Below are 23,753 nucleotides of genomic sequence, written 5' to 3'. Positions count from 1 at the left end.
CGTCCTACTTTCTTGTCCGGAGCCTGAGCAGGCGCTCGATCCCGTCGAAACCGGCCTGGCTCACAAGCGTGATGATCAGATAAACGGCCGCCGCAATCAGATAGAAGATGAACGGATGGCGCGTCGAGTTTGCACCGATGAACGAAATGCGCATCAACTCCTGAAGGCCAACCACCGAGACCAGGGCGGTATCCTTGATGGTGGTCTGCCAGACATTGTTGATGCCGGGAACCGCGATGCGCAGCATCTGCGGGGCGATGATACGGCGAAAGATACGACCGCCCGACAGTCCAAGAGCGCGGGCCGCCTCGATGTGGCCGTTGGGAATTGCGGCCAATGCCCCGCGCACGACCTCGGTCGAATATGCGCCGGAGATCGCGCCGATAGCGATAACCGCGATGACGAATGCATAGCCACTCTCCGCCACGCCGGCGTAGCCGAATGCGGTCACGACCTTCGTCACGAATTCAACCGAGCTGAAAAACAGCAGGTAGATGATGAGCAGCTCCGGCACGCCTCGCACCAGCGACGTATAGGCATCGACGAGAAGCGAGAGTGGAAATATCCGGGCCCATTTGATTAGGCCGCCGGCAATGCCGATCACCAGTCCGGCCGCCATGCTGACGAGCCCCACGAGGATTGTTATCGACGCGCCGCGCAGAATAGCGGTCACCCAACCCGCTTCCCAAACCTGCCAGAGACCGAATTCCATTTGAGTGCCCTAGTCTGTCGTGCCAACGAGGCGCATGCGCCCGGCTTTCCGGGCGCATGCGAGGATTCCAAGGCTTACTTGCAGGGCCGGGAAATATCCGTCTTGAACCATTTCTGGCTGGCCTTGCCGACCGAGCCATCCGCGATCAACTCGCAAAGTGCCTTGTCGATCTTGGCTTTCAGCTCGGTATTGTCCTGGGCGATGCCGACGCCGATTCCTTCGCCAAGCGTCGGATCGAACGTGCTCTTGATCTGCACGCCGACCAGCTGGAAATTCTTGCCATCCGGCTTGTCCAGAAAGTCCTGCAATGCGGATTGATCCGCGAAAGCAGTGTCGAGGCGGCCACTCGCAAGATCGATCTGCATCTGGTCGAGCGTGTCGTATGTTTTCAGGTCGGCATTCGGCGCGCGCTTCTCGAGAAAATGCGCATGGGTTGTGCCGGCCTGTACGCCGACCTTCTTGCCGTCGAGCGATTTCAGCAGAGTGTCGACGTCGGTGATGGCGGCCAGATCAGAACCCTTGGCCGCGACGAACATATTGGCCAGTTCGGCATAGCCGACGCTGAAATTGATCTCCTTCTTGCGGTCGGCGGTGATCGACATGCCTGAGATGATGACATCGAAACGCTTGGCCTTCAGCGCGGGAATGAGCCCGTCGAAAGCCTGCACGACGAAATGGCATTTCAGTGCAAGCTTGGTGCAGAGCAAAGCGCCGACATCGGCGTCGAAACCGGTGACGTTGCCGTTGGCGTCGGACATGCTCCATGGAGGATAGGCGCCCTCGGTGCCGATGGACAGTTCACCGTCGGCGGCAACGGCGTTTGCCATGCCCCCCACGAGACCTGCGAGCAGCATCAAGATTTTCAGTTTCATCGTTAGTTCCCCTTGTTGTTGATCTTCATTGTCGATGTCCGGTGAACCCGAACGCTTCGAGGACGCGGGCCTATACTCACAATGTCCGCGCCAGGAATTGACGCAGACGCTCCGAGCGCGGGCTGCCGAACAGCGCCGCGGGTGCGCCCTCTTCCTCCACCTTTCCCTGGTGGAGAAACAGAACCTTGTGGGAGACCTCGCGCGCGAACTGCATCTCGTGCGTCACGAGGATCATGGTGTTGCCTTCCTCCGCCAGTTGACGGATCACCCGCAGCACCTCGCCGACCAATTCGGGATCGAGCGCCGATGTCGGTTCGTCGAAGAGGATGACTTTGGGACGCATCGCCAGCGTGCGGGCGATCGCGGCACGTTGCTGTTGGCCGCCTGACAACTGGCCCGGATAGTGGGCGTGCTTGTCGGCGAGCCCGACCTTCTTCAACAGAGCGTGCGCATGGTCGATGGCCTTGTCGCGAGGCTCCTTCAACACATGCCGAGGGGCCTCGACGATGTTTTCCACCACCGTCATGTGCGGCCACAGATTGAAGTTCTGGAAAACCATGCCGACGCGGGCACGGATGCGTTCGACCTGCGCCATATCGGCTGGCCCAAGACGGCCGTTCGACAGCGGCTTCATCTTGATGACCTCACCGTCGATGGCGACCTTGCCGCCGTCCGGCTGTTCCAAAAGATTATGCAGCGCAGGAACGTGCTCTTGCCCGAGCCCGACGAGCCGATCATGGAAATGACTTCGCCGGCGTGCGCCGTGAGGTTGACGCCCTTCAACACCAGAAGCGAGCCGAAACTCTTGTGAAGCTCGTCGATCTGCACGGCCGGCGTGGCGATCTTCGCCTCTTCAGCGAGCGCCGGATCCGCCACCAAGGCGGGAACGGTTGGCCGCGTCTGTTCGTTGCCGATGGCCGCGTCCTGGGTTACCTCGACAGTCCCTAGATCCGCCAGCGCACGGTCGAAATAGCGCAGGCTGCTGGACAGGCAGGTGCGTTGCCAGTCCGGGTCATCCGGAAGGAAGGCAGCGCGCAGCGTGTCCCGGATCCGCTTACCCAGCGGCGATTCGATCTTGCCGAAAAGGTGCAGCCAGTTGTCTGCCTGCACCGCCTCCATGACGGCAGGCCCGTCCAGCGTTCCGCACTCGACGACAAGCGGCAGCACGCGCGCGCTCGGCATCGCCTTGCGGACGGCGTCGGAGACGTAGCCGGTCGCCGTGGCCGCAATGCCGGTGCCGGTCCTGGCGCCTGGGCCGGTCAGCACTGTTACCAGCGCCGGCCCGAAGATGGATTTGCCCCAGGCGAGGCCGGCATGCTCGGAGCTCGCGACCGAAAGCAGAGCCGGATAGCCATATGGCCCTGCTCCGGTATGCAGGTCGAAGACGATGACCTGGCGTGCCGCGCCGGCAAAGGTCTTCAGGATTTCGTTCAATGTGCGGTTCGACCAGACCGGGCCACCACCGCCGTAGAACATGCCGTCGGCGAATTCATACTGGCCGGCCTCGACGATCGCCGCCAGCCCGGCATGCCCAAGCCTCTTGCGCGCAGCCGCGAGCTTCTCGTCGGCTGCTATGCGGTCCGGCCCTTCCCACTCGCGATACGCCACCGCGTCGTGCAGGCCCGCATAGCCATTGTTGACCGGAGTGCTCGAAGACCAGTCGATGAAGTTGCGGTTGAGGTCGACATTGTCCTCGTTGACGCGCCGCGACCATGCCGTGCCCCAGGGATTGATGAGGTGAATGGCAAGGATCGCCGTGTCGCCGGGCAGGCGCCGCAGGTTCTTCTGGCCGAGCCAGGCGGTCTGGCAGGTCGAGCCGAACGGGCCCTCGACACCATGCGTGCCGGAGATCAGGACGATCAGCTTGCGCGCATCGCGGCGGCCAAGCAGCGCCACATCGGTCGCCAGCGTCTCGCCATCCGGGCCGTTCAGCGGATGAACATATTCAGACAGTTCCGCGCCCGCCCGCTCAGCGGCTTCGCGAAATCCCTGGCGCAGGGTGGCGAAATCACTGGCGTAGGCTGGTGCTGGCTCATCATGGCGCATGGTCGATCCCACTGGACCGCTGGCGGTTGCGGTCAATCCGTTCATTCCCTGTCGTTCCACCGTGGGGCTATTCATCGTTGTGGTCGCTCGCGTGCTGAGGTGGCAATCGGCCCTCATTACCGGAAAGGTGCGGCCTTGAGGACCGGACGAACCAGGCGTCAGAGGGAAGCACCTTGCCGGGGTTCATGATCGACTGATCGTCCAGCGCAAGTTTCATCCGCTCCATCACCGCGAGCTTCGTCGGGTCGACCGTCGCGAGCAGCGAATGAATGCGCTTGGACCCAACACCGTGCTCGGCGGAAAAGGAACCGCCGATCTCCCGCAGTCGGTGATACAGGACGCCCTCGACAGCCTTCGCCACGTCAGGCGCCAGCGGACCCTGACGGTTGAGGATGATATGCAGGTTCCCATCGGCCAGGTGCCCGAAGACATAGGGCGCCAGACCCGGTTCGATCGCGGCTAGCCCGGGCAGGATTCTGTCGAGATAGGCCGGCATTTCCGACAGAGGCACCGACACGTCGAAGGAAGGCGCGTTGGGATGGACGCGATAGAGCACACCGGTGTCCTCGCGCAACCGCCACAGGTCGTCCTCTTGCCGCCGCGAGCCGGCGATGATGCCGGTGGCTTCGGGATAGCGCTCCATCACTTCCGAATAGATCCGCGCGAAATCCTCGCGCAGCGCCTCTTCGCGCGCGCCGCCAAGCGACAGCAGCAGGAACAGCGGCTGGTCCAGCGGCACGCCGGGTTCGGACCATTCATGCGCGGCGGCGGCCAGGCTGAAAAACGAGGTCCACATCGCCTCCGCCGCGCGCAGATGCCCGGCATCCGATTCAAGCGCCAGGCGAATGGTTTGCAGCGCCGCTTCGACAGACGGCAGCCCGAAAAGCGCGGTGGCCGTGGCTCGCGGCGAAGGGTCGAGCTTGACGACCACGCGGGTGACGATGCCAAGCGTGCCCTCGGCGCCGATGAAGAGATGCTTCAGATCGTAGCCGGCGGAATTCTTTACCACCCGGGTCAGATCGGAATAGACCGATCCGTCGGCCAGCACGGCCTCCAGGCCAAGCACGCGGTGGCGCATGACGCCGTGGCGAAAGGCCATCACGCCCCCGGCATTGGTGGACACCATGCCGCCTATCGTCGCCGAGCCGCGGGCGGCAAGATCGATGCCCGGTTCCAGCCGGTGTTCGAGCGCGGCCATCCGCAGGGCTTCGAGGGTGACGCCGGCGCCGACCACGGCCACGCGTTCGAGCGGATTGAGCCGCTCGATGCGGTTCATGCGTACCAGCGAAAGAACGATCTCGCCCGGCCGCGAAACACTGCCGCCGACCAGACCGGTCTTCCCGCCTTGCGGCACGATGGGAATCTCGTTCTGGCGGCAGATGCGCACCACCGCCGCAACCTCGCCAGTCGATGAAGGCGCAACGACGATGCCGGCGCCGCAATCCGTCCCGTTCGAACCAAGGTCGATCGCCCCGGCATCATCACCGGTGCGGACATTCGGGGCGCCAACGACATCGCGGATCGCTTCGACAACCGACAACGGCACCGCTTGCTCGATCCAGTTCGTTTGCCTGGGAGACGCGAGGCTGCTCATTGCCCCGTCAATTCCCGAAGCGCTGCAATCAGCCGATCGTTGTCAGCCGGCAAGCCGATGGTGGCGCGCAGATAGTGTTCGTAGCCGGCTTCGCGCCACGCCTTGACGATGATCCCCTGTTTCAGGAGACCGGCGGCAAGGCTGGAGCTGTCGCCCTTGCAGTCGAAGAACAGAAAGTTCGTTTGCGACCGGGCAACCGCGAAGCCGAGGCCGGCAAGCGCGGCGGCCGTGCGCACGCGCTCGGCTCTGACGCGGCCCGCCGACGCCTTCATCCAGCTTTCGTCTACAAGTGCCGCGATGGCGGCGGTCTGCGCCGCCGCATTGACGTTGAACGGCGTCTTGGCGGCCGCGATCACCCTTGCCAGTTCGAGGCCGGAACAGACGGCATAGCCAACGCGCAGTCCCGCAAGGCCATAGGCCTTCGAGAAGGTCCGCAGCACCACATGGTCGATGCCGCTGTCGCGCAGGACTTCGATGCCGTTGGGCGCGCCGGGATTGGCGAATTCGAAATAGGCCTCGTCCAGGACAAGAAGCGTGCCGGGCCGCACGGCGGCGATCAGTCGATGCAGGCTGGGATGGTCGAGACCCGGCCCGACCGGGTTCCATGGCGAGGATATGAAAACGATCCGCGGCCGGGCGGCGATCGCCGTCTCGAGCGCGGCAAGATCGAACCCCATTTCGGGTGTCATCGCAATCTTGACGACATCGGCACCGGCAGCCAGTGGCTCTATCTCATGCAGGCCGAAGCTCGGCACCGTCGTGACGACCGATGCGCCCGGCACCAGGACGGCGCGTGAGATGGCGGCGATCATCTCCTCGGAACCATTGCCGGCAACGATCAAGCCCGGATCGACCGCCAGTTTTTCGCCAAGTGCTGCCCGCAGCGCCGTGCAGGCCGGATCGGCATAGCGCCATGGCTCGAAGGACGAGGAAGCCAATGCGGCCATGACGGCGGGAGAACACCCATCCGGGTTCTCGTTGCTGGCCAGCCGCGCGATGTCGTGGCGGCCACTCAGCGCCCGCGCCATCGCAATGTTCATGCCGGCATTATAGGGCGGCAAGGCGGCGATATGTGGATTGAGCGGCAGGCTCGACGCTGGTTTGACCGACTGTTCCAATCCCGACTTCCGTTTCCCCGCGCCCATGCGCGGCATCACAATCTTGTCAAATATCCAGGACGACTGATCCGCGCGGCTTCGAGCAGCACAGCAGCACTTCGCCTGCCCCAAGCTCATCCAGCGGGTCTTCGAAATAGGTGACGTCGCCCAGGATCAGCCGCGACTTGCATGTGCCGCAGATGCCGGCCCGGCAGCTGAACTCCGGCAACAGACCCTGGTTCTCGGCGAAGTCGAGCAACGACGCAGCCGAGCCATCCCAGACGGCCGTCAGGCCCGACTTCCGAAATTCCACGGTTGTCGCCTCCCCGGCCGGCTCGATCCTTGCCTGCTGCGCCGGCACAGCGGGAGCTCGCACGGCATCGGGCTCAAGCACCGTCGCCGGGCCGAAGAATTCGTAGGCAATGCGATGCTTCGGCACGCCAAGCTCGCGCAGCAGGGCGTAGACCGCCTGCATGAAGGGCGGTGGGCCACAGAGGTAGAAATCATAGTCATCGATCGGCAGCAGGCGCTGCAGCACCTCGCGCGAAATCATGCCTTCGCTGTGGAAGCGTTGCTCGGCTTTGTCGCGCTCGGACGGGAACCGGTAGCAGTAGTGCGCGGTCAGGCCGGGCCGGGTCGTGACCAGGCCTGTCACCTCGTCGCGCAAGGCATGCACACCCCCGTTCTCGCAAGCGTGGATGAAGACGGCTCGTCGATCCGGTATCGAAGCCAGCGCATGCAGCATCGACACCATCGGCGTCAACCCGACGCCGCCGCTGAGCAGCACGACTGGACGGTCGCTGCCCTTGTCGAGCACGAAATCGCCGCGCGGCCCTTCCGCCTGAAGCACATCGCCGACCTCGATCCGGTCATGCAGGAAGCACGAGCCTGCCCCGTCGGGCAGCCCCGGCGCGGGTGCTGCTTCGCGCTTCACGCTGATCCGATAGCGAGTGCTGTCTGGGGAACAGGAGACGCTGTAGTTGCGCAGCGCATATCCGCTTTCGCCGGCTGCCTCCCGCGCTACCGGAATCCGGAACACCAGGAACTGGCCCGGCTGGAAGTCGCGCCAGTCCTGTGGATTGACCGGCTCGAGATGGAACGACGTGATGACGGCGCTCTCGCGCACCTTCGCGACCACCTTCAGGTCGCGAAACCCGCTTTTTGCGATGGTGTGGCGGGCGGTGAATGCGTTCATTCAGCGGCCGCCAATTGCTGGCTCTCGCTGGCGATCAGCTTGGCCAGGTTGCGGCGAAAGCGCAGCGGCCCGACATCGATCTTGAGGTCGAGATTGGGCGTGCGCTTGTTGGCCATGCCTTTGTGCACTGCATTGAGCACGATGCGGTCCTCGTCAAAGGCGCCGCGCACGGAGGTGGCGAACCGACGCGAAACCTCCAGATCGTCGGGCGCGAAATTGCGCATCTGGAACCAGTAATATTTCGTCTGGTTCTCATCGACCGGCGTCATGAAGTTGTAGCTGTCCATGAGGAACACATCCTCGTGCAGCGGCTTGCCCTCGCCGCCGGTGCGGGCCGGCACGAAGATCGCCTTGATGATGGCGTTGGAGGGGTAGCGCACCTCGTAGTGCTGCTTGCGGTCGCAATTGCCGGAGAATTTGAGGAAAGGCGCATAGAAGGGCGCCGGCGCGGCATCCACCACCCAGCGCCACACGGTTACACCGTCTGTCCCCACGGTGGTTTCGAGCGGCGTGTCCTCCATGGCCGGAACGCCACCGAAGGAGGACTGGTGGACCCAAGACACATGCGAGGGGTCGAGCAGATTGTCGGTCATGTAGAGGTAATTGCAATCGAGCAACATAGACTCGCCGCGATTGACGCCCCAAGCCGGATCGCCCCAGTGATCGACCTCGAAAATCAGAGCAGGATCCGCTTTTTCCGCTTCGCCCATCCATATCCAGAGCAGTCCGTAACGTTCGGCGATCGGATAAGAACGAACGCATGCAACATGCGGTATCTTTTCAGCACCGGGCACGCGCGTGCAGGTTCCGGCGCTGTCAAAAGTCAGGCCGTGATAGCCGCATTCGACTGTGTCGCCCTTGATGCGGCCCATGGACAGCGGCAGCTTGCGGTGAGGGCATGCGTCTTCAAGCGCGGCCACGGCACCATTCGTCCGGCGATAGAGGACGATATCTTCGCCAAGGATTCGGGTGGGCTTCAGCTGGTCCGTGACCTCATGGTCCCATGCGGCAACGTACCAACAGTTTCGAAGAAACATGGCGTCCTCCCGAGCTTGTGAATGCGAAAACGAATAGTTCTCGAGCGAGAGACGACATAGGGCTTGCATCTGCGTTCTATTTTAGAAATGCTAAAGCAAGCCGACCCCAGGATCATACCCAGGTGAATAAAACGCTCCCCCTGCGCGCGATACAGGCCTTCGAGGCTTTCGGTCGATGCGGCAGCGTAACGGCCGCGGCCAACGAGCTTGGCGTTTCCGTCGGTGCGGTCAGCCAGCAAATCCGCAAGGCTGAAGATGTGCTCGGGCTCAGTTTGCTCGAGCGCCGTGGCAGGAACGTCGCCCTGACGTCTTGGGGGCGAACCTACCATGCGGCCATTTCGTCAGGTTTCGACCAGATCCGCGACGCCCAATACATCGTCGAGCGGGCGCGATCGGAAAGCGCGCTGACCATCTCCTGCCTTCCCTCGCTCGCCAGCAAATGGATCGCGCCAAAGCTTCTGGATTGGCAAATAGGCCACGCCGGCGCGACGGTGCGTCTCGTCGGCGCCGAGCAGGAGCCACGCTTTGACAAGGATCAGGTTGATTTCCGAATCTCATACGGCACCAAGGTTCACGACTACGATCACTATGTCGAACTGTTCACGGATTGGGTGGTTCCTGCTTGTGCTCCCGGGTTGCTGGCCAATCGGCCTGTCCGCAAGCCCTCGGATGTTCTTGATTTTCCACTCCTGGGCATAGAATGGGCACGAGATCATCAATCGCCGCCAAGCTGGGCTGAATGGGCAAGCAAGATCGGTGCGTCACATCGAAAGACGTCTGGCGAAGTTGCCTTTTCCTTGTCGAGCGCCGCGATCGACGCTGCGATAAATGGAAAGGGGTTTGTGCTTGCGCAATTGTCCATGGCCGCTGACGATATCATCGCGGGCCGGCTTATCGTGCCGTTCAATCAGCGGATAAGGCTGCCCGACGCCTATTTCCTTGCCTGGGACCGTGCATCACTGGAAAAGCCATTTGCGCCGGAACTTCGTACCTGGATCGTTTCTATCTCCAAACGCCTGGATGCTTCTCCAGCCGATTGAGATCGGTGAACGACATATCTCCAAGGCAACGGGCTTGTTACCCGAAATCAGAACCCGCCTAATTGCACTTCGTTGCCGCCGATTACCGCATGCATCGCCGAAGGGTCTTTCGAGATCGGGAGGCCTGAGCTACGTGTGATAGATGCCATCAACGAGACGGAGAAAATTGACGAAAGGGCCCAAAACCATTTCCTCAAAAACCCGCTGACTTATCCGCTAACGCTCAATTCAATCTCAAAGAATTAGGCGTAAGCCGCTGATATATAATGGTTATGGTGGGCCCGGAGGGACTCGAACCCCCAACCAAGCGGTTATGAGCCGCCGGCTCTAACCATTGAGCTACAGGCCCCACGCGGGCTGGATTAATGTTTTTCGCATCGCGGCACAAGGCTTTCCCGCCAGGCTTTCCGAGATCGCCCAAATCAACCCATAATCGCGCTCTACGCGAGCCGTGTGACTTGATCGCGGACCAAGGAGATTTTCATGACCAGACACCTTTTGCCCCTCGCGCTCGCCGCCGCGATCGCTTTTCCGGCGATGGCTGGAGCCGCCGACTTGCCGACGCCGCCCCGCATCATTGTCAGCGGCGAAGGCGAGGCAACCGTGGCCCCCGATCTGGCGGTCCTGACGCTCAGCGTCATGCGCGAGGCCAGGACCGCGCGCGCCGCGCTCGACGCCAACAACGACGCCATGGCCGCCGTGATCGCGGCGATGAAGTCGGCCGGCATCAAGGACCGCGACCTGCAGACCGCCGGCATCCAGATCAATCCGCGCTACAACTACACCAACAAGCCGGACGGCAGCCAGGAAGCCGAACTCGTCGCCTATCAGGTGACCAACACGCTGTCGGTGCGCGTGCGCGACGTCGACAAGACCGGCGAGATTCTCGACAAGGCGGTGTCGCTCGGCGTCAACCAGGGCGGCGGCATCGCCTTCACCAATGATGACCCGGCGGCTACCGTCACCGAGGCCCGCAAGAAGGCGGTCGCCAACGCCATGGCCAAGGCCAAGACGCTGGCCGAAGCCGCCGGCGTCAGCCTCGGCCGGGTGCTCGAGATCACCGACCAGAACATCGCGCCGACGCCGATGCCGATCAACGCCAAGGCCTTCGACGCCGCGGCCGGCGCCCCGGTTCCGGTGCAGGCCGGCGAGAACTCCTACAACGTCCAGGTCACCGTCACCTTCGAACTGAAGTAACCCGCTCTGACGACCCGTGGCCGGGTTTTGTTCGGCCACGGGCGGGGTCATCGACCGATGTGCATGAAAAACCCCGCGGGATTGCTCCCGCGGGGTTTTTCGAGCCACACCCTTCAAGTGGAAAGGGGCTCTGCTAGTCCAAGCTCATCTTCGCAGAAGATGATGCTTCCGGGCTGATCCTCGCAGAGGATCATGCCGCTACCGACCTTCGCAGAAGATCGTGTCCGGGCTGATCTCTAGAGAAGATCATGCCTCCAAACTCCCGGCTGACCCTCGTCGAGGGTCATGCCTCAGGCTGATCTCTAGAGAAGATCATGCCCTTACGATCAAGCCGAACCGGCCTTACCGATAAATAACCGGGCAGCCACGCTCGTTGGCGAACACGATGACGACGCGGTCGCCATCCTGGCGGCCCATCACCTTGACCGTGCGGCGGTTCACGTCGACGATGCGGGCCCGGTAGAGGCCCATGCGCTCGGCCTTGTCGAGGGCGCGCTCCGGCGAACAGCCACGGCGCCAGTCACGGCGTTCATCACGGCGATGGCGGTAGCCATCGTCACCGGCATAGACGCCGAAACGCGGGTCGTTGTTGTTGCCGAAGCCGAGATAGAGGCTGTCGGCATGGGCGGGCATGGCCGCCAGCGTGCCGAGGCCGACCAGGGCCGAGAGGGCCGCCGTCTTTATCGTATTGAACATGATCTTCTCTCCTTGTTGCGGGCCTTCGCCCGTCCTCGTGAAATCGATGGGGGGAGAATGCGCCAGCCTGTCTGAACCATTTACGAACTCGCCGTTCATCCGCGGTTCATGTGGCGGGAAAAGGGAATTGCTGGCCGCTTCTCGATCTTCGCCGGTTTTCGAACAATGGCCGCCAACGCTTTTTCCCCGCGCCCGGTTCCCGACGTACGGCGGCTTCCTGCGTCGATGGCGCAAGATCAGGGCCGATCGTCCCGACGCCAGGCCCTACGGCTCCTCGTCCAGCATATAGTCGAAATAATCTTCCGGCTCGGCAAGGTCGGTCTCGCTCGCCTTGACCCGGCCGCGCATCGAGATGCCGGCCTCATGCACGGTCTCGGCACTGCCCGACACCAGCCGGTGCCACCAGTAGAGATCGCGGCCCTCGGCCACCAGCCGGTAGGCGCAGGTGCTGGGCAGCCAGCTGATGGTGCGCACATTGCGTGGCGTCAGCCCGACGCAGTCGCTAACGCGCGCCAGCCGGTTGGCATAGTCCGAGCAGCGGCAGCTCTGTGCGTCGAACAACCGGCAACCGACGCTGGTCCAGTAGATTTCGCCAGTATCCTCGTCCTCGAGCTTCGACAGGCAGCATTTGCCGCAGCCGTCGCACAGCGATTCCCACTCGGCCGGGCTCATCGCCTCCAGCGCCTTGGTTTTCCAGAATGGTGTTTCCATTTCCCGGATGTGGCCCCGGCCGCCGGCAAGGTCAAGCGCCACGGCCGCCAGAATGCGGCGGTCGCCAGCCAAATGACACGAAGTTGCCTTCAAAACGCCGGCCAATCGCCCCGTACGGCCTCTAATCCGGCGAAACCGGAACCAATCGGCGCAAGATCGGTTACGGCAAGGATGGGACCCCACAAGGAGAATTCTCGATGAAACGCCAACCACGGATTCTGGCAGGCACCGCACTTGGCCTGTTGATGGCATCCGCGCCGTTGGGCGCGTACCCGCTGCAAGGCAATGCCGCATTCGGCCCAGCCCAGCGAACGTCAGCCCCATTCATTTTGGCGCAAACCGCGTGCGCCGAGGGCGAATCAGCCGAAGCCTGTGCGCAGAAGCAAAGGGGCCCCAAGAAAGTGCAGGAGCAGGCCCAGCCCGCGCAAGGCGAGCAGCCGCCGCGCAAGAAGCGTGACCAGCAGCAGCAGACCGAGCAGGCCCCCGCCGATCAGCAGGCGCAGCCCGAGCAGCAGCCACGCAAGAAGAAGCGCGATCAGCAGCAGCAGATCGAAGCCGCGCCTGCCGAACAGACCGCTCCGGCCGCCGAACAACAGCAGCCGCGCAAGAAGAAGCGTGACCAGCAGCAGCAGACTGAACAGGCGCCAGCCGAAGCCGCGCCAGCGCAACAGGCTGCTCCCGCTGTCGATGAACAGCAGCCGAAGCCGCGCAAGAAGAAGCGCGATCAGCAACAGCAGATCGAAACCGCTCCGGCTGGACAGGCCCCCGCCGGCCAGGTGGCACCCGCCAACGACAACCAGCCGGCCGATCAGGCCAATCCGCGCAAGAAGCGCAAGCAGGACCAGCAGACCCAGCCGACCCAACCGGCCGTCGCGCCGACACCGACCCAGAAGGCAGCTCCTGCCGGGGAAGCGGTTCCCAAGGTCGAACCGGCTCCTGCCGGCGAACAGCCCGCGCTCCAGAGCGACCAGCCGCAGGACAAGAGAAAGAAGCACGGCAAGAAGCCGGTTGGCGAGCAGCCGGCCACGGGTGAACAGCCCGCCACTGGTGAGCAACCAGCCACTGGCGACAAGGCTGCTCCTGTCCAGGGAGAAAACCCGGTGCAGGGCGAAGCACCCACCGATCCCAATGCGGCCCCCATTCTGGACAGCCAGAAGGATGCCGTGCGTAAGGGCGTCAGGAAGCAGAGCGACAAGAACGTCCAGCAGAATGGCGAGCAGCAGAATGGCGGGCAGAACGCCCAGCAAGGCGGCACTCAGGTCCGCAAGCCGGCGGTCGCTCCCGTCGACCAGGGACCGCCGCCAGCCGACGACAAGGCCGCTCAGCAGGAGATCAAGCCCGAGAAGATCGTCCCCGTGACGGAAGAAAAGGGCAAGCGTCTCGATCGCGCGCCCGACGAGAACATCCGCGACCGCCGCCGCCCGAAGGGCGTCGACGTGCTCAAGGAGATCGGCGACCGCGTCATCATCCAGCTCGGCGGCCAGACGATGGTCCAGAGCAACGATGCCCCACGCATGAACCGCGGCGCCAAGGATGTCTACTACGAGGATCTGCCGCAGGGCCGCACGCGCGAGACCGTCGAGCGCAGCAATGGCGTGCGGATCGTCACCATCCGCAACCGCTACGGCGATGTCATCCAGCGTTCGCGCATCACGCCCGATGGCCGCGAATATGTGCTGAGCTATGTCGACGAGCGGAGCTATCAGGATGATGGCGACTGGCGCGATCCCGGCGACGACCTGCCGCCGATGCGGCTGACCATCCCGCGCCGTGACTACATCCTCGATTCCGAGGACGTCGAGAGCCCGGACGACTACTACACCTTCCTCGACCAGCCTCCGGTTGAGAGGGTCCAGCGTCTCTACTCGATCGACGAGGTCAAGCGTTCGGCCCGTGTGCGCGACATTGCGCGCCGCGTCGATCTCGACACGCTGAACTTCGAATTCGGTTCGGCCTCGATCTCCGACACCGAAGTACAGAAGCTCGAAGGCGTTGCCAGCGCCATGGAGAAGCTGTTGAAGAAGAACCCGGCCGAGACCTTCCTGATCGAGGGCCATACCGACGCCGTCGGCACGCCGGAGGCGAACCTTGCTCTGTCCGACCGTCGCGCCGAAGCGGTGGCGGAGGCGCTCACCAACGCCTTCGGCATTCCGCCGGAGAACCTGACGACACAGGGCTATGGCGAGGAGTATCTGAAGGTCGACACGGCGTCGCCAAACCGCGAGAACCGGCGCGTCGCCATCCGCCGCATCACCTCGCTGGTGGCGCCTGTCGCCAGCAACAATTAGGGCGCGTTTCCAAAGGCTTGAAGCAGCTTCTGGAATCGAACCCCAGAGAAAAGTCCATCCCGGCTTGCCGGGATGGACAAGGCTACGAGCGCAATCCGCGGTTCAACAGGAATTGTATCCGGGCATTGAATCGCAGGCTTGCCTACCCCAGATTCAGGACTGGGCGTTCCCTGCCCCGTCCCGACTCCAGCGGGACGCATTGAGCCCCGCCGGTCCCTCTCCGGCGGGGCTTTTTTGGCTGGCAAACTTTGTCTTGCAAACAGGGGCGACCTGACCGAAATACGGCCCAAACCCCAAGGAAAGCCAACCGGAACCACTCCATGAAGCGTCTCGAACTGGCCATTGAATCGATCATTCTTGCCTCGCGCTGGCTGCTGGTCGTCTTCTATCTTGGCCTTGGCGTCGCGCTGGCCATCTACGCACTGTCGTTCGGCAAGAAGCTCTACGAGTTCGTCACCGTGGCCTTCACGCTCGGCGACACCGACACCATCCTGAAGATGCTCGGCCTGATCGATGCCGCACTGGTCGCTTCGCTGGTGGTGATGGTCATCATCTCGGGTTACGAGAATTTCGTCAGCCGCTTCGACGAGAATGACGGCAAGGTCCACTGGCTGGGCACGATCGATGTCGGCTCGCTGAAGGTCAAGGTCGCCTCGACCATCGTGGCGATCTCGTCGATCCATTTGCTGCAGGTGTTCCTGAACTCGGTCTCCTATACGACCGACCAGCTGAGGTGGCTGACCATCATCCACCTCGCCTTCGTCGTCTCCGCGCTGATGCTCGCCTATATCGACCGGCTGATGGGCCTGGGCAAGACCAGGAAGGGCGAGGGCTGAGCGCCTGCCGGATGTTGAATCAGTCCGGCAGGATCGACGCCCTATCGCCTTGTATGAGCAAGGCTTTCCCTCGGCTCAGCAACTTGCAGGTGGCAAGCCGGCCTGCCTTCAATAGATGCTCTTGATCTTGCTGTCCGTCCGGGCAAACACCTCGTCCGGCACGAAAAAGTCACCAGCCAGCGGCCCGGTCGCGCCCGGCGCATAGATCGAAAAATCCGTGACGCCCTCGGCGCGCAGCACCTCCTCGTCGATGTAGAAATTGCCGGTCGTTTCGCGCGATGGCCGCATGAAGATGGCATGCGCGGCGTCGGCCATGATGTCGGGCGAACGGCTCATCGCCGCGACCGTCGCGCCACCCAGCAGATTGCGTACCGCCGCCGTGTCGATGGTCGAGATCGGCCACAGCGAATTGACCGCGATACCGTCCTTGGCGAACTCCGCGCTCATGCCCAGCGTGCACATCGACATGCCGAACTTGGCCATGGTGTAGGCAACATGGTTCTTGAACCACTTGGCCTTCATGTCGAGCGGCGGCGCCAGATTCAGGATGTGAGCATTTCCGGCCAACTTCAGGTGCGGAATGCACATTTTGGACACCAGGAACGTGCCGCGTGTATTGATCTGGTGCATCAGGTCATAGCGCTTCATGTCGGTCTCCAGCGTTCCGGTGAGCTGGATGGCGCTGGCATTGTTGACGCAGATGTCGATGCCGCCGAATTTTTCGACGGTCCTTGAAACCGCCTCGGCGACCTGTGCCTCCTCGCGGATGTCGCACAGCACCGGCAGCGCCTTGCCGCCGGCCTGCTCGATCTCCTGCGCCGCCGTATAGATCGTGCCCGGCAGCTTCGGATGCGGCTCGGCGGTCTTGGCGGCGATCGTCACATTGGCGCCGTCGCGCGCGGCGCGCAGCGCGATCGCCAGCCCGATGCCGCGCGACCCGCCGGAGATGAACAGCGTCTTTCCCTTGAGCGACATTTTTCCTCCGCCTCCCTGTGCCTCTGTCACGCGATCCTTGCCCGCGCCGCTGCCGGATACAAGAGCTTGCGGCGGGAAGCCATGGTGACGCTGCGGAGGGGTCCCACAGAACTCGGGTTCCTCGCCCCCACGAATGTGGGGGAGAAGTGGCTCGGCGAAGCCGAGACGGAGAGGGGGACTACACGCGGCCCTGCGTTACTTTTCAATGTACTCGGAAGGTAGCCAATTTCGCTCGCTGGCGCTGCCCCCCTCTCCGTCCGCTACGCGGCCACCTCTCCCTCGCTCTGCGGGGGCGAGGAACCCAAGCTTTCCATGGAAGGCGCTCGATCGATAGACGCTCAGACCAGTACCAGGCCCTGCCGCATGGCGATGGCGATCGCATCGGTGCGGTTGGCGGCACCGAGCTTGATCAGGATCGCCGCGACGTGGAACTTCGCCGTGTGCACGGAAATGTTGAGCCGCCGCGCGATCACCTTGTTGGGCGCGCCTTCGGCCAGCAGCGCCAGCACTTCCGCCTCGCGCGGCGACAGCGTCGGTCGGGCGGCATGCTCGTCGGAGGTCTCATCCTCGAACGGCTCGCCCTCGCCGGCATGGAAATCCTCATGGCGCCCGTTTCCGCCATCGCCCGAGACGCGATAGCCGGCCGCCGCCAGCCGCGCCGCCGCGGCGATCAGCAGATCATCCGCGCCTGCACGCAGGATGGCCATCACCTCGCCAGCAGGCCGCTCCATGTCGGCATGCCCCGACAACAGCACTCGTGGCATGGAGGCCGGCACGGCATCACCGCTCCTGTCGTCAACGATGGCGACGTCGGCGGTGCCGGCCACGACCGGCAACAGGTCATCGCTGGCGGCAAGAGCGGCGGACAGGCCCTCGGCGCGCACGGCGTCGCCGAGCGCAATCAGCACCACCAGCCGCCGCGAGGCGGTGCCGTCACCCATGATCCGGTCGCTGGCGAGCCCGTCCATCGATCCTCTCAGGAAAGCGGCTTTTCGCCGATGGTCAGCGCGACATCACGCTGTTCGCCGCCGCGCACCACGCCAAGCGTCACCGAAGCGCCGGCGCTGTCGGGGCCGAGCCTGCGGATCAAGTCGCGCGGGCCATGCACGGCCTCGCCGTTCCACGCCACGATGATGTCGCCGAGAGAGAGGCCGGCCGCCTTGGCCGGGCCATCGTCGTCGAGGCTCATCACCATCGCGCCATGCGCGTCACGGTCGCGCACCGGGTGCAGGCCGGCGCCGAGATAGCCGCGCGCGACATGGCCCTTCTCACGCAGCGTTGCCACCGCCCGCTCGATCGTCTCGTAAGGCATGACCAGCGCCCGGTGGCGCGGCCCGAACAAGAGCATGCCGATCAGCGCGCCCTTGGCGTCGAGCACCGGCCCGCCTTCGAAGCGGCCGCCGGCGCCGATGGCAAGATTGAGCCGCCGGTCGATGGTGCCGCCTCGCATCGAGCGCCAGGCCGGGCCGACTTCGCCGACCGAGCCCGACACAGCCAGAGCGGAACCGTCGCTATTGCCGATGGCGATGGCGATGTTGCCGGGCCGCACCGCATCCGCCTTGGCGAGGGTGGGCACAGTGGCCGTAGCGGCGGGCTTCAGCAGGGCGACACCGGTGGAAGGATCGCGGCCGACCAGCTCGGCCTTCACTGTCTCGCCCGAAGCCAGCGTCAGCTCGATCTCCTCGCCAGCCTCGACGGCTTCCTCGGCGGTGACGAAATAGCCGTCGCGCCAGTGGAAGGCAGTGACCGTGCGGTGATGATGCGTGGTGAAGCTCGCCGTCGCCGGCGCCGCCTTGGCGGCCAGATCGGCGATGGCGTCGGAAAATGCGCTCAGATTGAAATCGCTCATATTGGTCTCCTGGGTTCTGTCATGCCCCAGATATCGCTCGGCGGCGTGTTCAGAGGTACTCGCCTGACGGCTAGTTGCTGGTTTGACTGGCCATCTGGTCAGGTCGCGGCCGATTGGACTGCTCCGCACATATAGTCACGATCAAGCCTGAAAACACGGAGCCCGCCCATGGCCCTCGCCGCCGCCAAATTCCAATCCGACGACACGCTGCTCGACGCCTATTCGACGACGGTCGCCGACGCCGTCGACCGCATCGGCCCGGCCGTCTGCCGCATCGAGCGCATCGGCGGTCAGGGCGGTCATGGCTCCGGCTTCGTCATCGCGCCGGACGGCCTTGTCGTCACCAATTTCCATGTCGTCGGCGACGCCAAAACGGTGCGCGTCTCGATGCCCGACGGCGCCTCCAGCGAAGGCCGTGTGCTTGGCCGCGACCCCGACACCGACATCGCGCTGGTGCGCGCCGACGGCAGCTTTGCCGATGTCGCACCGCTTGGCGATTCCAAGCGCCTGCGGCGCGGCCAGATCGCCATTGCCATCGGCAACCCGCTCGGCTTCGAATGGACCGTCACCTCCGGCGTCGTCTCGGCGCTCGGCCGCTCGATGCGCGCCTCGACCGGCCGGCTGATCGACGACGTCATCCAGACCGACGCGGCACTCAACCCCGGCAACTCCGGCGGGCCGCTGGTGTCGTCGGCCGGCGAGGTCATCGGCGTCAACACCGCCATGATCCATGGCGCGCAGGGCATTGCCTTCGCGGTCGCCTCCAACACCGCCAATTTCGTCATTTCCGAGATCATCCGCTTCGGCCGCGTGCGCCGCGCCTTCATCGGCGTTTCGGCCGACACCACCAATTTGCCACGCCGCGCCGCCCTTCTGTCGCAGGTGTCGACCAGCACGGCGGTACGGCTGCGCAGCGTCGAGAAGAACGGCCCGGCGGCCAAGGCAGGCCTCAAGGAAGGCGACATCATCGCCGCCATCGACGGGCGCCCAGTCACCGGCGTCGACGACCTCGTGCGCATGCTCGACGCCGAACGCATCGGCCGCGAGACGCTGTGCACGGTGGTGCGCCGCACCGGTGTCAGCCAGGTGACGGTGACGCCGGTGGCGAGGGCCAGTTGAGGCCGCTGCTCAGGCCCCCGCCGCCCCATCCGCGTACTGCGCCAAAAACTCCTCGCTCGGCGGGATCGGCTTGATGACGTCGATCAGCACGCCATTGGGGTCCTTGGTGATGAAATGGCGTTGGCCGAAGGGCTCGTCGCGCAGGGAACGCAGGATGGGCAGGCCGGCGGCCAGGATGCGCTCATGCACCGCATCCGGGTCGCGAACCTCAAAGTTGATCAGCAGGCCCGATGCGCGGCCCCGCCCCTCTTCCGGGATCGTCTCATGGTCGCCCTGGACGATGCCGAGATTGACGCGTTTGCTCTCAGCCGATTGCAGATGCACGTACCAGTCGCTCTCGAACAGCGGCTGGAAGCCGAAATGCTCGACATAGAAGGCCGCCGTGCCGGCAACGTCGCCGGTCATCAGCACCGGATAATAGCTCGTGGTCTTCATCTTTCCTTCTCCCGCCAACCAACATACAGTCTGCATGTAAATTGAATTAACATACAGGCTGTATGTATGCAACAGGAATCCACGCGCCGCTCCAACCGCGACCGCACCGAGGCAACGCGTGCGGACCTGATCGCCGCGGCGCGAAAACTGTTCACCGAAAAATCCTATGCCGAGACCGGCACGCCCGAGATCGTCGCCGCCGCCGGCGTCACGCGCGGCGCGCTCTACCACCATTTTGCCGACAAGCAGGCGCTGTTTGCCGCCGTGGTCGAGCGGGAAGCGGCGGCGGTGGCGGAAGAGATCGAGCGCGCCTCGCCGTCCTCGCTCAATGCCCGCGACGCGCTGATAGCCGGCTCCGATGCCTATCTCGCCGCCATGCGCGCGCCCGGCCGCACGCGGCTGCTGCTGCTCGATGGCCCGGCCGTGCTCGGCCGTGCCGCCATGGACGCGATCGACAACCGCCATGGCAACCGCTCGCTGCGCGAGGGCCTTGTCGCGGCGATGCGGACCAACACGATGACGAGACTACCGGTCGAGGCGCTGACCGCGCTGCTTGCGTCCGCCTTCGACCGCGCCGCACTGGCCATCGAGGCCGGCGCCTCAGCCGAGGACTATCGCGCCGTTCTCATGGCGCTGATTGATGGATTGTCTCCGGCTCTTCGTCAGGCACCTGGCCCGGCTCGAACTCGTTGAAGCAGCCGAGCTGGCGCTTGAACTGGTCGATCAGCCAGGCAGCCGCCGGCTTCGGGCTGCGGTCAGCACGATGCATGGCAAACAGCGGCGAGCGCACCTCGCTGTAGGGCTCCAGATCCAGCTCGACCAGCCGGCCGCTCGCCAGGTCGTCGGCGACCAGCCATCGCGGCAGCCCGCCCCAGCCCAGCCCCTCGCGCATCAGCGCATGCTTGGTGCGCACATCGGTCAGCCGCCAGGTGCGATAGGCGAACACGCCGTAGTCGTGTCCCTTGGTGCGCTCCGACTGGTCGGAGACGACCAACTGCGTGTATTCGCGCACATCCTCCAGTGGCACCGGTTTGGGCAGCAGCGCCAGCGGGTGGCTGGGTGCCGCAACCGGCACCATCGAGGTGAAGCCAATGCGCAGAAGGTGCACGTCGGCGTCGCCCGGAATGCCGCCGACGCCAAGATCGGCCTCGCCGTCGACAACATGATCGATGATCAGCCCGAGCGAGCCGATATGCAGCCGCAGCATGACCGTTGGAAACTGCGCCTCGAACGCCTTCAGCACACGCACCAGAACCGGCGACGGCAGCGACATGTCGACCGATATCGCGACTTCGGCCTCCAGGCCTTGTCTATGACCATCGACGCGCGAGCGGATGCGCTGCAGCACGCCGACCATGCGACGCGCATCCTCCAGCGTCGCCCGCCCGACATCGGTCAGTTGCGGCTCGCGCGTACCCTCGCGCTCGAACAGTTTCAGGCCAAGCTGCGCCTCGAGATTGGCAATGCCGTAGCTGATGACCGATTGCGCCCGGTTGAGCTTGCGGCCGGCGGCCGAAAAACTGCCGGCATCGGCGACGGCAACAAGGATCTGAAGCTGGTCGAGCGTCGGGTTCGGCTGCATGGTCATATCCAGTTTATAGATGGATAGTATAGAAAATATACCAGTTTTTCAGATGAGATGGTAGCCCCATATCTGGCGGGACAATTCAATTCCCACTGGAGAGACCCGCCATGTCCATTCTTCTTGTAACCTCGAGCCCGCGCGGCGCCGCCTCGCACTCGACCCGCATCGCCACTGAATTCGCCGAGAAGCTGCTTGCCGCCGATCCGTCGAACACGCTTGTCGTGCGCGATCTCGTCGCCAACCCGCTGCCGCACATCGATGCCGACTATGCCAGCGGCATCTACACGCCGGCCGAATCCCGCACCCCGCGCCAGGCCGAAGTGGTCGGCGTTTCCGACGTCGCGCTCGACGAGCTGTTCGCCGCCGACACGGTGATCCTCGCCACCGGCTTCATCAACTTCAACATCTCCTCGACCTTGAAGTCGTGGGTCGATCACGTCGCCCGCTCCGGCAAGAGCTTCTCCTATAACGAGAACGGCCCCAAGGGCCTCGTCACCGGCAAGAAGGTCTATATCGTGCTGGCTTCCGGCGGCATCTACTCCGAGGGTGCGGCCGTGCAGATGGATCACGCCATTCCTTACCTGCGCAGCGTGCTCGGCTTCATCGGCATGACCGATGTCGACGTCATCCGCATCGAAGGCGTCGGCATGGGCCCTGACGCGGTGACCGCAGCACTCGCCAAGGCGACCGCCAAGGTCGATGCCGTTGTCGCGGCCAGCCGCGATGTCGCGGCAGCCGCGTAAAAATACTGATCGTATCCCCATCGGAAGGCAGGCGCGGTGCGCCTGCCTTTTTCGTTCTAGCCGATGAAATGCCTGAGCCACCCCGCCGCGGCGACCCCGATCAGAACGGTCGGCAGCATGGAGAGCCGTGTCGCGGCGGCGAAAGTGATCGCCAGCGCCAAAAGGTCGGCCGGATGCCTCGACACGAAGGCCGGTGCGATGACCGAGATCAGCACGCAACCGGGCGCCGCTTCCATCACCGCCGTGGCGCGGGCGCTGAGCACGCGGTTGCGCAGCACGACATAACCGCCGATCCGCGTCAGATAGGTGACGCCGGCCATCAGCACGATAGTGAGAAGGGTCGCGGGATCGATCATGCATCACCTGCCATAAGCCAGGCCGAGACCAGCCCCGACACGGCGCCGGCGGCGACATACCAGGCGCCCGGAATGAAGAGATAGACCAGCGCCGCGACAACCAGGCTGACCAGCCAGGGCCGCGCCGCCGCCATGCCCTTCCACATGCCACGCATCAGCACCAGGAAGACAGCCGGAAACGCCATGTCGAAACCATAGGTCTCGACATCACCCAGCATCGGGCCGAGCAAGGCCCCTGTCGTGGTGAAGGCCACCCAGGTGAGATACATCGCCAGCGCCGCGCCCATGTAATAACGCCGGCTGAAGGCTGGCGTTATGCCCGCTGCGGCACGCTGCCTGGCGTCGGCAAGGCCGAGCGCCCAGCTCTCGTCGCATAGGAAGAACAGCGCCGGAAACATCTTGCGTCGCGGCAGATGACGCAGGAACGGCGCCAGGGCCGCGCCCATCAGCAGATGCCGGCTGTTGACCAGGAAAGTGATGGCAACGATGAGCACGATGTGCGGCGGCGACGTCCACAACTGGATCGCGGCGAATTCCGAGCCGCCGGCGAAATTCAGCCCGGTCATCGCTGACAGTTCGACGACGCTCAAGCCCTTCTGCGTGGCCTGGGCGCCGAGCACCAGCGCATAGGGGATGGTGCCGAACAGCACCGGCGCGCATGACGCCACGCCACGGCGGAACTCGGATCTCGAACCATCGCCAGTCGTCTCGACCGCCTGTGAAATGCTCATGGCTATCCATGGGCTGGCCTCTCGGCCGCCGCTTCCCTGCGTTTGAAATCTCGTGATGTCGGCAACCAACATACCCAAGCCTGTCCGCAATTTGGTTGCGAAGATGCGCGTGATCTGCAAAAAATTGGCACCATGCATCACGATTTCGAAAAATAGTGGAATCTAAAACCAATGAAACTGGATGAGATCGACAAGCGGATCCTGCGGGCGCTGCAGCGCGACGGTCGCATGGCCAACAACGACCTGGCCAATGAAGTCGGCCTGTCGCCCTCGCCATGCCTGCGGCGCGTCAGACTGCTGGAGGAGGCCGGCGTCATCGACCGCTACGTCGCGGTGCTCGACCCGGCCAGCATCGGCAAGGGCCTTACCTTCTTCACCCGCATCTGGCTGAAGACGCAGGACGAGGACACGATCGAGCACTTCGCCACCGAAGTGGCTAAGCTGCCGCAAGTGATGGAATGCTACCTGATGCTCGGCGACTGCGACGCCATGGTGCGCGTGGTGGCGGCCGACATCAACGACTATCGCCGCTTCCAGTCGGAGCATCTGAGCCGTATCAAGGGCGTGCAGAACGTCAAGACCGACGTTCCGAGCTGGACGATCAAGTACACGTCGGAGCTGCCGATCTGACGGCAGTCG

Annotated in this window: 23 protein-coding genes, 1 tRNA gene and 2 pseudogenes; 8 read left to right on the top strand and 18 right to left on the bottom strand. The window is 64.0% G+C overall.

The features are described 5' to 3' along the window. Nucleotides 1–4: 4 nt before the first annotated feature. The 8 genes and pseudogenes from NR193_RS27080 to NR193_RS27045 all read right to left on the bottom strand — a co-directional run bounded on the left by NR193_RS27080 (nucleotide 5) and on the right by NR193_RS27045 (nucleotide 8,553). Nucleotides 5–712, bottom strand: a complete 708-nt coding sequence (locus NR193_RS27080; protein ID WP_256753766.1) for an ABC transporter permease — start codon at nucleotides 710–712, stop codon at nucleotides 5–7. Between the two features lie 74 nt (nucleotides 713–786). Continuing rightward, nucleotides 787–1,584 (bottom strand): transporter substrate-binding domain-containing protein, encoded by a 798-nt coding sequence (locus NR193_RS27075; RefSeq protein ID WP_256753765.1) that lies wholly within the window; start codon nucleotides 1,582–1,584, stop codon nucleotides 787–789. A gap of 76 nt (nucleotides 1,585–1,660) precedes the next feature. Further along, nucleotides 1,661–2,427 (bottom strand): annotated as a pseudogene (locus tag NR193_RS27070) (ABC transporter ATP-binding protein). A 201-nt stretch (nucleotides 2,428–2,628) separates the two neighbouring features. Further along, nucleotides 2,629–3,630, bottom strand: a pseudogene (locus NR193_RS27065) (DUF2817 domain-containing protein); the annotation flags it as partial. Nucleotides 3,631–3,697: 67 nt separating this feature from the next. Beyond that, a complete protein-coding gene (locus tag NR193_RS27060; RefSeq protein WP_256753764.1) occupies nucleotides 3,698–5,224 on the bottom strand; it encodes an FAD-binding oxidoreductase in 1,527 nt (508 codons plus the stop codon). Beyond that, nucleotides 5,221–6,342, bottom strand: a complete 1,122-nt coding sequence (locus NR193_RS27055; protein ID WP_256753763.1) for an aminotransferase class I/II-fold pyridoxal phosphate-dependent enzyme — start codon at nucleotides 6,340–6,342, stop codon at nucleotides 5,221–5,223. The genes NR193_RS27060 and NR193_RS27055 overlap by 4 nt, the downstream gene beginning before the upstream one ends. Before the next feature lie 46 nt (nucleotides 6,343–6,388). Further along, nucleotides 6,389–7,516: a 2Fe-2S iron-sulfur cluster-binding protein gene (locus tag NR193_RS27050; protein WP_256753762.1), complete on the bottom strand. Its 1,128-nt coding sequence runs from the start codon at nucleotides 7,514–7,516 to the stop codon at nucleotides 6,389–6,391. Beyond that, on the bottom strand, nucleotides 7,513–8,553 hold the full coding sequence (locus NR193_RS27045; RefSeq protein WP_256753761.1) for an aromatic ring-hydroxylating dioxygenase subunit alpha: 1,041 nt from the start codon (nucleotides 8,551–8,553) through the stop codon (nucleotides 7,513–7,515). The genes NR193_RS27050 and NR193_RS27045 overlap by 4 nt, the downstream gene beginning before the upstream one ends. Before the next feature lie 122 nt (nucleotides 8,554–8,675). Between NR193_RS27045 and NR193_RS27040 the strand changes: the two genes are divergently transcribed. Beyond that, nucleotides 8,676–9,593, top strand: coding sequence for a LysR substrate-binding domain-containing protein (locus tag NR193_RS27040; RefSeq protein WP_256753760.1), 918 nt, complete (start codon nucleotides 8,676–8,678; stop codon nucleotides 9,591–9,593). Nucleotides 9,594–9,866: 273 nt separating this feature from the next. Here the strand turns inward: NR193_RS27040 and NR193_RS27035 are convergent. Next, nucleotides 9,867–9,942: transfer RNA gene (locus NR193_RS27035), tRNA-Ile, on the bottom strand. A gap of 134 nt (nucleotides 9,943–10,076) precedes the next feature. Between NR193_RS27035 and NR193_RS27030 the strand changes: the two genes are divergently transcribed. Further along, nucleotides 10,077–10,790, top strand: a complete 714-nt coding sequence (locus NR193_RS27030; protein WP_256753759.1) for an SIMPL domain-containing protein — start codon at nucleotides 10,077–10,079, stop codon at nucleotides 10,788–10,790. Between the two features lie 342 nt (nucleotides 10,791–11,132). Here NR193_RS27030 and NR193_RS27025 read toward each other — a convergent pair whose 3' ends face one another. Both NR193_RS27025 and NR193_RS27020 read right to left on the bottom strand, forming a co-directional pair. After that, a complete protein-coding gene (locus NR193_RS27025) occupies nucleotides 11,133–11,486 on the bottom strand; it encodes a hypothetical protein (protein WP_256753758.1) in 354 nt (117 codons plus the stop codon). 264 nt (nucleotides 11,487–11,750) lie between these two features. Continuing rightward, the gene (locus NR193_RS27020) at nucleotides 11,751–12,197 is read right to left on the bottom strand and encodes a YcgN family cysteine cluster protein (protein ID WP_256753783.1); all 447 of its coding nucleotides are present in this window, start codon (nucleotides 12,195–12,197) and stop codon (nucleotides 11,751–11,753) included. A gap of 197 nt (nucleotides 12,198–12,394) precedes the next feature. Between NR193_RS27020 and NR193_RS33580 the strand changes: the two genes are divergently transcribed. Together NR193_RS33580 and NR193_RS27005 are read left to right on the top strand one after the other, a co-directional pair. Beyond that, on the top strand, nucleotides 12,395–14,485 hold the full coding sequence (locus NR193_RS33580; RefSeq protein ID WP_375162744.1) for an OmpA family protein: 2,091 nt from the start codon (nucleotides 12,395–12,397) through the stop codon (nucleotides 14,483–14,485). Nucleotides 14,486–14,805: 320 nt separating this feature from the next. Then, nucleotides 14,806–15,321, top strand: a complete 516-nt coding sequence (locus NR193_RS27005) for a TIGR00645 family protein (RefSeq protein ID WP_256753755.1) — start codon at nucleotides 14,806–14,808, stop codon at nucleotides 15,319–15,321. Between the two features lie 108 nt (nucleotides 15,322–15,429). On the opposite strand, the gene NR193_RS27000 is transcribed toward NR193_RS27005, so the two are convergent. The 3 genes from NR193_RS27000 to NR193_RS26990 form a co-directional block, all read right to left on the bottom strand. Then, entirely contained in the window at nucleotides 15,430–16,296 is an 867-nt protein-coding gene (locus tag NR193_RS27000; protein WP_256753754.1) for an NAD(P)-dependent oxidoreductase, read from the bottom strand. Between the two features lie 338 nt (nucleotides 16,297–16,634). Beyond that, nucleotides 16,635–17,264: a helix-turn-helix transcriptional regulator gene (locus NR193_RS26995; protein ID WP_256753753.1), complete on the bottom strand. Its 630-nt coding sequence runs from the start codon at nucleotides 17,262–17,264 to the stop codon at nucleotides 16,635–16,637. 8 nt (nucleotides 17,265–17,272) lie between these two features. After that, a complete protein-coding gene (locus tag NR193_RS26990; RefSeq protein WP_256753752.1) occupies nucleotides 17,273–18,145 on the bottom strand; it encodes a S1C family serine protease in 873 nt (290 codons plus the stop codon). 168 nt (nucleotides 18,146–18,313) lie between these two features. On the opposite strand from NR193_RS26990, the gene NR193_RS26985 reads away from it, so the two are divergent. Further along, nucleotides 18,314–19,264: a S1C family serine protease gene (locus tag NR193_RS26985; protein WP_256753751.1), complete on the top strand. Its 951-nt coding sequence runs from the start codon at nucleotides 18,314–18,316 to the stop codon at nucleotides 19,262–19,264. 9 nt (nucleotides 19,265–19,273) lie between these two features. On the opposite strand, the gene NR193_RS26980 is transcribed toward NR193_RS26985, so the two are convergent. Continuing rightward, nucleotides 19,274–19,699: a VOC family protein gene (locus NR193_RS26980; RefSeq protein WP_256753750.1), complete on the bottom strand. Its 426-nt coding sequence runs from the start codon at nucleotides 19,697–19,699 to the stop codon at nucleotides 19,274–19,276. 66 nt (nucleotides 19,700–19,765) lie between these two features. On the opposite strand from NR193_RS26980, the gene NR193_RS26975 reads away from it, so the two are divergent. Then, the gene (locus tag NR193_RS26975) at nucleotides 19,766–20,392 is read left to right on the top strand and encodes a TetR/AcrR family transcriptional regulator (protein WP_256753749.1); all 627 of its coding nucleotides are present in this window, start codon (nucleotides 19,766–19,768) and stop codon (nucleotides 20,390–20,392) included. Here the strand turns inward: NR193_RS26975 and NR193_RS26970 are convergent. Then, nucleotides 20,325–21,281 carry a LysR family transcriptional regulator gene (locus NR193_RS26970; protein WP_256753748.1) on the bottom strand — a complete coding sequence of 319 codons (957 nt, stop codon included), beginning with the start codon at nucleotides 21,279–21,281 and terminating at the stop codon, nucleotides 20,325–20,327. The two genes, NR193_RS26975 and NR193_RS26970, sit on opposite strands and share 68 nt — an antisense overlap. Before the next feature lie 110 nt (nucleotides 21,282–21,391). On the opposite strand from NR193_RS26970, the gene NR193_RS26965 reads away from it, so the two are divergent. Beyond that, nucleotides 21,392–22,027 (top strand): FMN-dependent NADH-azoreductase, encoded by a 636-nt coding sequence (locus tag NR193_RS26965; protein ID WP_256753747.1) that lies wholly within the window; start codon nucleotides 21,392–21,394, stop codon nucleotides 22,025–22,027. Nucleotides 22,028–22,083: 56 nt separating this feature from the next. Here NR193_RS26965 and NR193_RS26960 read toward each other — a convergent pair whose 3' ends face one another. Together NR193_RS26960 and NR193_RS26955 are read right to left on the bottom strand one after the other, a co-directional pair. Continuing rightward, the gene (locus NR193_RS26960; protein ID WP_256753746.1) at nucleotides 22,084–22,383 is read right to left on the bottom strand and encodes an AzlD family protein; all 300 of its coding nucleotides are present in this window, start codon (nucleotides 22,381–22,383) and stop codon (nucleotides 22,084–22,086) included. Beyond that, nucleotides 22,380–23,114, bottom strand: coding sequence for an AzlC family ABC transporter permease (locus NR193_RS26955; protein ID WP_256753745.1), 735 nt, complete (start codon nucleotides 23,112–23,114; stop codon nucleotides 22,380–22,382). The genes NR193_RS26960 and NR193_RS26955 overlap by 4 nt, the downstream gene beginning before the upstream one ends. A gap of 171 nt (nucleotides 23,115–23,285) precedes the next feature. Here NR193_RS26955 and NR193_RS26950 point away from each other — a divergent pair, with 171 nt between their 5' ends. Further along, nucleotides 23,286–23,744, top strand: a complete 459-nt coding sequence (locus NR193_RS26950; RefSeq protein WP_256753744.1) for an Lrp/AsnC family transcriptional regulator — start codon at nucleotides 23,286–23,288, stop codon at nucleotides 23,742–23,744. The last annotated feature ends 9 nt before the right edge of the window (nucleotides 23,745–23,753 follow it).

Origin of the sequence: Mesorhizobium sp. Mes31 (assembly GCF_024519675.1) — a bacterium.
In the GTDB taxonomy this organism is placed as follows: Bacteria; Pseudomonadota; Alphaproteobacteria; order Rhizobiales; family Rhizobiaceae; genus Mesorhizobium.
Note: the sequence above shows the minus strand (reverse complement) of the source record. Positions and strands in the feature narration are given on the sequence as shown.